Below are 2,860 nucleotides of genomic sequence, written 5' to 3' on the forward strand. Positions count from 1 at the left end.
TAAGTGATTGCTTTGGGCTTTTTAATTTCTGTTCGGATTAATTATAGAATTTGCCGGAGCAAAAAAACGAAGAGGAAAAGTTATTGCTAACTAAGGCCATCTTTTACGGAAACACTGGGACGGAATTTGACCAATTATATAGCTATTCTTTAAATGCTAATACAATTAGTGAGAAGTACAGATTATTTCATAAATGGCGACTAGAACAACTGGAGCAACTGGAACGGATACAACAACTGGAGCAACTGGAACGGATACAACAACTGGAACGGATACAACAATTGAAACAGCTGCAACAATTGAAACAGCTGGACCAACTTCAACAACTAGAATATTCCGTAAAGGACTATCGTGAACTAGTTATCGATGCTGATGACGTTGTTTACTGTGATCCACCATACGTTGGGACTCAGTATGATTATGGTGGATTCGACTATAAAGCATTTGAGAATTGGTATCTACATGAATGCCCAGCAAAAGAAATTTATATTAGCGAATACACAAAGCTACCTTATACCGAGGTGGCTTTTAATTTTGGCAAAAAAACAAACTTCCGTTCAACAGGTAAGTGTAGAGATGAGTTGCTGCTAAGAGTAATCCGTTAGGCAAGCACACTAGCTAGTAATGATCTAGCCAAGTTATATGTAATCAATCCAATTAAACGGAGGTGTGGTGGTATGTAATGAAACGAAAGTTAACGCCAAAACAGCGTAAATTTGCTAACGAATTTATCAAAACTAACAACGCTTATCAATCGGCTATAAAAGCAGGCTACTCTAAGAACTATGCCAGTGTTGGAACTAAGAAATTGTTAGAAAATGTTAGAATTCAAAATTATATTCAACAAAAGACTGGCAATGTTGAAAAACGTGAGTCTGACGAAGCTGACGAAGTGCTAAAAAACATCTATCGTATCAGTGCTGGCAAAGAGATTGAACGTCATTATGTGCAGATTGATAATCTGGCTAAAGAAGCAGCAGGCGATGATGATTCGCTTGATGCTCGCATGGGATACATGGTAGATAACACAACATTGACACCAGCCTCAACTAAAGAGCAGGTAGCTGCAGCTGAACTGTGGTTCAAACTAAATGGTAAGCTCAAAAATGATAGCAAAGAGGTCGAAGAACAAAAAATTCGTAAGCTAGAAGCTGAAGCTGATGTGGCAGAACAAAAGGCTCGTGATGCTAGAAGCAGTGGCCAAGATGTTGGCAAGCAGTTTGACAAGATGTTCGAGCGGTTGAAGGAGGACAGCGACAAATGACGACTTATGCTGATTTAAAGTATACAAAGAAGCAAGTCGAAGTCTTTAAGCAGTTTGACCGTGACGACTGGTCGCTAATGATCAACAGCGGGGCCGTTGGTTCTGGCAAGACGGTCATTGACAATGACATGTTCTTGCGTGAGCTATTACGTATTGGCAAGTTAGCCCAATCAATGGATAAGAAAGCGCAATACATTCTAGCCGGATTTTCTAGTAAGACGATTGCTAACAACGTGCTGCAAGAAATCATGCAGGCTTACCCTATGCTTAATATTAAGTTTGATGTGCATGGTGCTTTTGAATTGTTTGGCGTGCGGGTTGTACAAGCCTATACGGGTTCAGTTGCTGGTATGGCATCTATTCGTGGTATGAATGCCTGGGGAGCTTATATCAATGAAATGTCACTAGCTAATGAACAAGCATTTGCAGAAATTCGTAATCGTGTTCGTGGATTTGAAGGGGCTAGAATCATTGGTGATACCAACCCAGATACGCCAACCCATTGGCTTAAACGTAAGTACATTGATCAAGCTAAGGACGAGTCAAAAGGTATCATCTACAATCATTTCACGATGGACGACAATACATTTTTGCCTAAGAAGTACGTGCATGATATGAAGGCTCAAATGAGTGGCATGTTCTATGATCGCAGTATCTTAGGATTGTGGGTTGCAGGTGAAGGATTGGTTTATGGCGACTTCGATAAGTCCAAGAATGTTATCAGCCGCTCGGAATTTGATAAACGTACCGCGGATCAAACACTTAACTACTACTGTGGCGTCGATTGGGGCTACGAACACGATACGTCGCTTGTGGTGCTTGCTGACGACAATCAGGGTAATACGTACTTGGTTGAGGAACACACCGGTAATTTGCAACAGATTGGCCATTGGGTTAGTGTCGCTAAGCAGATACAACAAGACTATGGATACAACATTCCATTTTATTGTGACACGGCCCGGGTTGAACATATTGATGAGTTTCAAGCTAATCATATTAACGCTTTGTATGCCTATAAGTCAGTTCTAAAAGGTATTGAAACGGTTGCCGGTAAAATTAAACAGCGCCAGTTTATGGCTGTTCAAGAAGGCATGCAACAATTCTTGGATGAGGTTTATCAGTATGTCTGGAATGACAAAACGGGTGAGCCGGTTAAAGAGCATGACCATGTCATGGACGCTGTACGATATGCGATTGCAACCAAGTTGTGGAATCAAAATAACAAACAACCGGATAACAGTTATAACGATCAAACAAAGCTATTAGCTGATAATGGGTTGATCGATTATCCTGATGATTTTTGGTAATTTATTCATGTCTAAAATAGACACTCAAAATGGACAGTTGATTAAACAATTAAAAAGCATGTCTTAAGCTTACAGAATTTGGATTCACAGGATATTCGGTCTTGTAAGCTGTAATGTCTATATAGAGTACACTCTAGCAGAACATCACTGGATCATTTTATCACCAACACAAAAGACATCAGCAAATTTGTTAAACACAATTACCAGTATCTTAAACTATTGAATAGTACGCCTGGATGTAAGCTGATTCCTGAGACAACTTTTAAGAGAGCGTATAATGAATAAATCG

General features: G+C 39.8%; 3 protein-coding genes. All 3 read left to right on the forward strand.

Annotated elements, in window-relative coordinates:
* Positions 1–50 precede the first annotated feature (50 nt).
* Positions 51–605: a DNA adenine methylase gene (locus tag IV54_RS07675; RefSeq protein ID WP_157054384.1), complete on the forward strand. Its 555-nt coding sequence runs from the start codon at positions 51–53 to the stop codon at positions 603–605.
* A gap of 77 nt (positions 606–682) precedes the next feature.
* A complete protein-coding gene (locus IV54_RS07680; RefSeq protein ID WP_057878787.1) occupies positions 683–1,264 on the forward strand; it encodes a terminase small subunit in 582 nt (193 codons plus the stop codon).
* Positions 1,261–2,571 carry a PBSX family phage terminase large subunit gene (locus IV54_RS07685; protein WP_057878788.1) on the forward strand — a complete coding sequence of 437 codons (1,311 nt, stop codon included), beginning with the start codon at positions 1,261–1,263 and terminating at the stop codon, positions 2,569–2,571. Before IV54_RS07680 ends, IV54_RS07685 begins: the two co-directional genes overlap by 4 nt.
* Positions 2,572–2,860 lie beyond the last annotated feature (289 nt).

Source organism: Levilactobacillus paucivorans (genome assembly GCF_001437125.1).
Taxonomy (GTDB): Bacteria; Bacillota; Bacilli; order Lactobacillales; family Lactobacillaceae; genus Levilactobacillus; species Levilactobacillus paucivorans.

Bases quoted from the DNA above. Each gene is read 5' to 3' on its own strand.
- IV54_RS07680 (WP_057878787.1), top strand. From the start codon at position 683: ATGAAACGAAAGTTAACGCCAAAACAGCGTAAATTTGCTAACGAATTT.
- IV54_RS07685 (WP_057878788.1), top strand. From the start codon at position 1,261: ATGACGACTTATGCTGATTTAAAGTATACAAAGAAGCAAGTCGAAGTC.